Annotated in this window: 5 protein-coding genes and 1 pseudogene; 5 read left to right on the top strand and 1 reads right to left on the bottom strand. The window is 47.7% G+C overall.

Annotated elements, in window-relative coordinates; translation table 11 throughout:
- Positions 1-265: 265 nt before the first annotated feature.
- From PX482_RS18820 to hisB, 3 genes are all read left to right on the top strand, one after another.
- A complete protein-coding gene (locus PX482_RS18820) occupies positions 266-949 on the top strand; it encodes a hypothetical protein (RefSeq protein WP_002756686.1) in 684 nt (227 codons plus the stop codon).
- Between the two features lie 166 nt (positions 950-1,115).
- Positions 1,116-2,630, top strand: a complete 1,515-nt coding sequence (locus PX482_RS18815; protein ID WP_288094151.1) for an energy transducer TonB — start codon at positions 1,116-1,118, stop codon at positions 2,628-2,630.
- A 210-nt stretch (positions 2,631-2,840) separates the two neighbouring features.
- Positions 2,841-3,470, top strand: a complete 630-nt coding sequence (gene hisB / locus PX482_RS18810; protein WP_002756684.1) for an imidazoleglycerol-phosphate dehydratase HisB — start codon at positions 2,841-2,843, stop codon at positions 3,468-3,470.
- Between the two features lie 30 nt (positions 3,471-3,500).
- Here hisB and thrC read toward each other — a convergent pair whose 3' ends face one another.
- Positions 3,501-4,610 carry a threonine synthase gene (gene thrC, locus PX482_RS18805; protein WP_288094153.1) on the bottom strand — a complete coding sequence of 370 codons (1,110 nt, stop codon included), beginning with the start codon at positions 4,608-4,610 and terminating at the stop codon, positions 3,501-3,503.
- Between the two features lie 340 nt (positions 4,611-4,950).
- Here thrC and tnpB point away from each other — a divergent pair, with 340 nt between their 5' ends.
- Positions 4,951-6,123: an IS200/IS605 family element RNA-guided endonuclease TnpB gene (tnpB, locus tag PX482_RS18800; protein WP_002764978.1), complete on the top strand. Its 1,173-nt coding sequence runs from the start codon at positions 4,951-4,953 to the stop codon at positions 6,121-6,123.
- Positions 6,124-6,306: 183 nt separating this feature from the next.
- Positions 6,307-7,351: pseudogene (locus tag PX482_RS18795) on the top strand (hypothetical protein); the annotation flags it as partial.

Raw genomic sequence — 7,351 nt, 5'->3', positions numbered from 1 at the left:
TCAAAGGAAAAAATCCGGTCGTCAAGCTCATTGAGAAGGTTTACCACACTGGGGTAAAGTTGATTCAGAAGGCAATGGCGGAGTTGGAAAAACAGATTAATCGACTTCCCCATTTGCCAAAGTGGTTTGTGGAAATCCCTTATCAAACCACTTGACTATTGGATCATCTTTTTTATGGAGTTCTCTAGGAAAAACCTGAATAGAATCTTAATATATAGAGTGCCTAGTAGCCGTAACGATTGCGCTCACTGTTTTTGTAAATTCTATGGCAGAGATTAGCCCAGAGATCAACCTCATGCAGATAGCGACTATACTCAACCAATATCGATTTGAAATGAGAGGATATAAAGCGCAAGAATTAATCGAGCGCTGGTTGCCCATCTATTCGCTAAATTGGATTCGCATGGCGATTTTAGAGGCACTCTATCAGGGACGTTACAAAGTCATTTCGGTGGAGGAAATCCTCAAAATTTGGCACCGTCGCGGCCATCCTACCTTTCATTTTACGGGGGAATTCGAGCGCTTGGTTTGTAAAAACTTGCTAGATTCCCAGTTAGATGGCAAAAAACCAGCAGTTATCCCTAAACGGGAACAGATCAATATACCTTCTCCCACCCTTGAGCAGCCCTGTCCAGAGCCAGAAGCGGGAAAAACCGATAATAATGGCACAGTAGCCACGAGTAAAGATTCTTTGCTCAACTTAGAAACTTCTCTTTTTAATGATCCTCGCAAAGGGATGAGTAATGTGGAGGAATTATTCTCGCAGTTAACCCCGGAAACGCCCAAATTCCCTGAATTAGAATCAGTGCCTAAATCGCCTAACGGTCCTGGAACTAGGGAGAATTTTCCGGCTAATTTTAAACCGGCAATCGATGAGTTTATCCCTTTGTTAGACCCTTCGGAATTGTATCCCAAATTAAAAGCTGTGGCCCGCTCACCGCATCAGTAGGGTTGGCTGAAAAAGTTTTTCGGTGGTGGCAGGGTGTGGGGTGTTAGGTGTGGGGTGGTGGGGTACTGACACCAATTAATTCCCCGCCCTCAAGAAAAAAAATCGCCCTGACGATTAAAATAGAGTTAACTTTTCCCCTCAAGGCTCTGCTCAATTAACTAGCATTATGACATCCTCCTATTTTGGTCTAGAAACCGAAGAAAATAAACTAATTAACTCTAATAATCTCTCGTTCGCCGCTTCTCTTGGTATTCATGCCCTAATTTTAGCGATTATCTTACCTAATTTCCTCAATAATCCAGTACAGGAGCCAAAAAAGGAATTACGCAACGTCAATCTGATTGAATTAAACCCTCTAGAGCAGTCACGTCTTCCCAGTCTCGACTCCTCCCTGTCCAGCTTACCGGAACTGCCTAACCCCAATTCGTCCTCTTCCTCTTTGCCTCCTCTCCCCCCCATGGATGGCATCCATAACAGCACCTTACCTCCTTTACCCTCGGTTTCTTCCCTTCCTCCCTTACCTTCCTTACCTGCTTTACCTCCCCTCTCCTCTTTACCCTCCGTCAATATCTATTCTCCTCCCGTGGCATCTATCCCCTCCCTGGGTAGATTACCGATTCCTCGCAATTTTCCCACTTCTACCCCCAGTTTACCCAGTCCTCCTGCTGTTCCCACCCTGCCGGACAATAATAATCTGCCTAGGGAGACTAATAACCAGCAGGTGCGGCCTTACTTCGATCCCTACCAAGATAATCTAACTTTAGATAGATTGCGAAATTCGCCCCTTAGTGCATCGCAACAGGCGCAGGAACAATTAAACAATTCCCTAGCCCGCACACCGGAGCCGAATGGTCAATCGCCCCTAGATGAACAGCGTCGTCAACAATTAATGTGGGAAATGCGGGAACGTTTGCGCTCCCTGGAGGCGGATAAAAGCAATACCAGTAACGAGGATGCTATGAGAAATCAGGTGGATTGGCTGGCCAGAGTCCAAAAAACTAATCCTAACGCCTTAAATGAACTAAATCAGCCCAATCAGGGCAGCAGAGGCATAACTACCGTCAATTTGACCGGTAATTATCCCGCTACGGCTTGTTCCCGTCAATTGGCGGGGACGGCGGTTTATGGGGTGACGGTGGATGCCCAAGGCCGCCTCAGCAGTGAACCCCAGTTAATTAAAAGTGCTGGCTTCCCGATTTTCAATCAACAGGCGGCTGGGGAAGTGAGATCAACTCGTTTTAATAATCCCAGTGGTGAGTCGAGAATCTATCAGGTGCGAGTCAGTTTTGCCCCTAACCCGGAAGTGTGCCGAGGTGCGATCGCTAATCCCCCAAAACCAGAGGGTAGTAACCTCAATACTCGTAACTCCCCCCCCGTAACGCCGGCAATTGAAACCCCGCTTCGTCCTAATCAACCGCCGCAACCGGCCGTTAGCCCCCAACCGGATAACGTCAAGCCGCCCGAAACCACAGGTCCAAATCCGGCCCCAACCCAGTCAGAACCGCCCAAAGAAGCGATAATCGAAGAAAAAGCCCCAGAAACTCCTCCCCAAACCCCCGCTCTCAATCAGCCGGAGGGTTCCCCCGCTAGTCCCCCCACTAGCCAAAATCCTCAACCCCTGAGCGAGGAAGTGTTGCCCCCCGGTCCGCCAGCGGAAGCTAAAACTGAACCAGAAAGTTAGGCCTTTTCAGTGATCAGTTATCAGTTATCAGTTATCAGATATGAGTTTTAAGTTCACTGATTACTGAAAAAAACCCCCATCTCCCTAGTCCATAATTCGATCCCCCCTTAATCCCCCCTTGATAAGGGGGGTGCCGATCCCCCCTTAATCCCCCCTTAATAAGGGGGGCATCTGATAATTTTTAACGGCTACCTACTTATTTTTACTTAAATGATTTCCACTTCCCAGATACCCGATTCTTTTGTCTCACCTTGCCGTCGCGCCTCGGTTAGTCGTACTACCAAAGAAACCGATGTAGAGGTGACGATCGATCTTGATGGTAGCGGCAATTGTCGCGCCCAGACAGGAATTCCCTTTCTTGATCATATGTTGCAGCAAATCGCCTCCCACGCTGCGATCGATCTCGATGTGCGCGCCACCGGAGATTTAGAAATTGATGACCATCACACCAATGAAGACGTGGGAATCACCCTCGGACAAGCTTTACTGCAAGCTTTAGGCGACAAAAAAGGCATCGTCCGTTTCGGGCATTTTGTCGCCCCTCTCGATGAAGCTTTAGTGCAAGTTGCCCTCGATTTTTCCGGTCGTCCCCACCTCAGTTATGGTCTAGAAATTCCTACCCAAAGAGTGGGAACCTACGATACTCAGCTAGTGCGGGAATTTTTTGTTGCTTTGGTCAATCACAGTCAAATGACCCTACATATTCGTCAATTAGACGGGATTAATTCCCATCATATTATTGAGGCTACTTTTAAAGCTTTTGCCCGGGCGATGAGTATGGCCATAGCGATCGATCCCCGTCGCGCCGGTATAATTCCCAGTTCTAAGGGAGTTTTATAGAAGCGCTGCTTAACCCGAATTAACGTTAGCTTAAAAGCCCATAATTTGAGCCACTTGGGTTAATTCGGGAGCAATCCCAGATTTTAGTTGGTTATTGCTGTGTTTTACCGCCGAATCTGGGTCTTTTAGTCCATTTCCCGTTAAAACACACACTACGGTGGCCCCATCGGGAACCTGTTGATGCACTTTTAATAATCCTGCCACAGAAGAGGCGCTGGCTGGTTCACAGAAAACCCCCTCTTGGCCTCCTAAAATCCGATAGGCTGCCAATATTTCCTCATCGCTGACCGCGTGAAATTGCCCTTGACTAGCGTGACTAGCAGCCCAGGCTTTTTCCCAGTTAGCGGGGTTGCCGATACGGATAGCCGTGGCTAGGGTTTCGGGATGGTCAACCGGTTGTTTAGAGATAAAAGGGGCAGCCCCGGCGGCCTGAAAACCCATCATCTTCGGCAGTCGGTCACATTTGCCTATCTGGTGATACTGACAGAATCCCATCCAATAGGCGCTAATATTGCCCGCATTACCCACGGGAATACATAACCAGTCGGGGGCATTACCCAAGACATCGACAATCTCGAAAGCAGCAGTTTTTTGACCCTCTAAACGGTAGGGATTGACGGAATTGACTAAAGTTACGGGATAATTTTCTGATAGTTGGCGGACAATCTTGAGGGCATCATCGAAGTTGCCATTAATAGCGATGACTTCCGCTCCGTACAATAAAGCCTGGGCCAATTTTCCTAAGGCCACATAACCATCGGGGATAATCACAAAGGCCCGCATCCCGGCCCTTCTTGCATAGGCTGCCGCCGCCGCCGAGGTGTTGCCGGTACTGGCACAAATCACCGCTTTTGCCCCTTCTTCTTTAGCTTTCGAGATGGCCATGGTCATGCCCCGGTCTTTAAAGCTGCCGGTGGGATTTAAACCATCATATTTGACAAAAACCTTGACATCGCGCCCGATTTGTGCTGAGAGATAGGGGGCGGGTATCAGGGGTGTATTGCCTTCTAGGAGGGTAATTACAGGGGTTTTACTGCTTACGGGCAGAAATTGGCGATATTCTTCGATCAAACCGCGCCAGCCGCCGATAGACGAGGATTTAGTGGGTGATTGGGGGATCGATCGAGAAATAGTTGTCATAGCCTTAAGGATACAGATTTGATTAGATGGCCTAACTTCCTATTCTATCCAATAAGCAGTCCAAAAAATTCATCTCGATCGCCCAGTTGGGATTCATGGGGTCTAAAACAGGGATGCGGGAAGATAAAAGGCAGTAACAGCCAATAAATGACCTTTTTGGTCAAAAAATAGTTATTTTATTGCTAAAACTCTGATTTTTTGCCCTTTTTGTCTTTCAGAAGTTGATTTAACTTAGTGTCAGCAGAAGTCCCTCGCTTTTAGCGATGGGATGAATGCTGACCAGCATATAGACAATTCTATAAAGTTGTGTTATCATAAATATAGATTCTTGATAACAGCTATGTACAAAGCATATAAATTCACAATAAAACCCAATACCGAGCAAGAAATAGCCTTAGCTAAAGGCTTCGGCTGTTGTCGCTGGTTTTGGAACTATTCCTTGAATTTATGCCAAGAAACCTATAAAACCACAGGAAAAGGGCTAACACGAAACTATATTCAGGGACTATTGCCTAGTCTCAAAAAAGAATATGAGTGGTTGACAGATGCTTATTCTCAGTGCTTACAGGTTGTTGCTTTGAACTTATCGCAAGCTTATCAAAATTTCTTTGAAAAACGGGCTAGATTACCAAGATTCAAGTCCAAACATGGTAGGCAATCAATTAGCTATCCAGCTAATGTCAAGTTTGAAGGTGACTACCTCAAATTACCGGGTAAAGTTGGATTAGTTTATTGTGTGCGTCATCGGGAATTTGAAGGAACAATTAAAACCGTTACTATCTCAAAAACTCCAGACGGTAAATACTACGCTTCTATTTTAGTTGATGACGAATTGGAGTTGCCTGAGACATCAAAGGATGGCAAAGGCATAGGAATTGATTTAGGACTTACTCATTTTGCCATTACCAGCAATGGTAGTAAGTATGAGAATCCTAGACATTTAGCTAAACATCAACGTAATTTAAAGCGTAAACAACAAAAGTTATCCCGTAAAAAGAAGGGAAGTAACAACCGTCAAAAAGCTAGACGTAAAGTAGCTAAAGTTCACTCTAAAATCTCAAGATGTCGTGAGGATTTTCTCCACAAGCTATCCCGTAAGATAGTTAACGAAAACCAAGTTATTGCGGTAGAAAATCTCAATGTTAAAGGCATGGTACGCAATCATAATTTAGCTAAGGCTATTAGTGATTGTGGTTGGGGAATGTTTTGTACAATGCTTAAATACAAGGCAGAATGGGAAGGAAAAACTTATATCGAAGTTGATAGGTTTTTCCCTAGTTCTAAAACTTGTAATGTCTGTCTAAATCAAGTAGCGAGTTTACCACTTGATGTTAGAACATGGACTTGTGAGCATTGCAAAACAACCCATGATCGTGATATAAATGCGGCGATAAACATCAAAAATGAAGCCTTACGGATATTGTCGTTAGGAACTAGCGATACTGCCTATAGAGGGGATGTAAGACCAAAAGTTGGGCGTAAGTCCGTCTTGAGGCAATCCCCCGTGAAATAGGAAGCTCTCAACTCTGTTGAGAGTAGTTCACTTAGCTGGTTATATTTAAATTGAAGATGGCTCCCCCCTGCTTGATAAGGGGGGTTTGATCCCCCCTGCCCCCCTTGATAAGGGGGGTGTTTGACAGTTAACACCTAACTACTTAATAAACCATCACCGGGTAAATAGCCAGAGATAGAAATTATGAAGGAAAGTACCGTCCCCACCATTAATCTCGCTCCTAAACTCAGACGCGATTTATCTTTATGGAATCCCTTTGATTATCTTTTGCTGTTGTACTGGGTGTTTTATTTTCCCCAAGCAGTGCGCTGGTATGTGGAAACGAGAGACGGCGGCGATAACCATACCGTACAATTGCGTCTAGGGATTCAGGGTCTTCTCTTAACTGTAATTACCCCTCTGATTATCTGTAGCATAGCAGCAAATTTAGGACTTTCTGTTGATTGGGGGGGCGTGGTGTGGGGCGTGGTGTGGGGCGTGGCGTTGGGCGTGGTGTGGGGCGTGGTGTGGGGCGTGGTGTGGGGCGTGGCGTTGGGCGTGGTGTCGGGCGTGGCGTTGGGCGTGGTGTGGGGCGGGGTGTTGGGCGGGGTGTGGGGCGTGGTGTTGGGCGTGGTGTTGGGCGTGGTGTTGATCGTGGTGTGGGGCGGGGTGTTGGGCGGGGTGTGGGGCGTGGTGTGGGGCGGGGTGTTGATCGTGGTGTTGATCGTGGTGTGGGGCGGGGTGTTGGGCGGGGTGTGGGGCGGGGTGTGGGGCGTGGTGTTGGGCGGGGTGTTGATCGTGGTGTTGGGCGTGGTGTGGGGCGGGGTGTCGGGCGTGGTGTGGGGCGGGGTGTGGGGCGGGGTGTGGGGCGTGATGTCGGGCGTGATGTCGGGCGTGATGTCGGGCGTGATGTCGGGCGTGGTGTTGGGCGTGATGTTGGGCGTGATGTTGGGCGTGATGTCGGGCGGGGTGCGGTCCGTGGTGTTGGGCGTGGTGTCGGGCCTGGTGTGGGGCGGGGTGTCGGGCGGGGTGTTGGGCGGGGTGTTTATATTCGCCTTTTTCCGTCTTGATAATTGGCTAATCGGGCTTTTGGCGGGCCCTCAAGGGCGACTTTTTCCCCGTATTACCCTTCTACCGCTGCCGGGGTTAACCTCGACTCTACAACAATGGTTACAGCAAGACTGGGAAACGGCTATTAATAACCTCAATCAATACTTTCGGTACAGCCGCCAGTTTATTCCTGTCCTTG

The organism is Microcystis sp. M53602_WE12 (assembly GCF_030065455.1).
In the GTDB taxonomy this organism is placed as follows: domain Bacteria; phylum Cyanobacteriota; class Cyanobacteriia; order Cyanobacteriales; family Microcystaceae; genus Microcystis; species Microcystis aeruginosa.
Note: the sequence above shows the minus strand (reverse complement) of the source record. Positions and strands in the feature narration are given on the sequence as shown.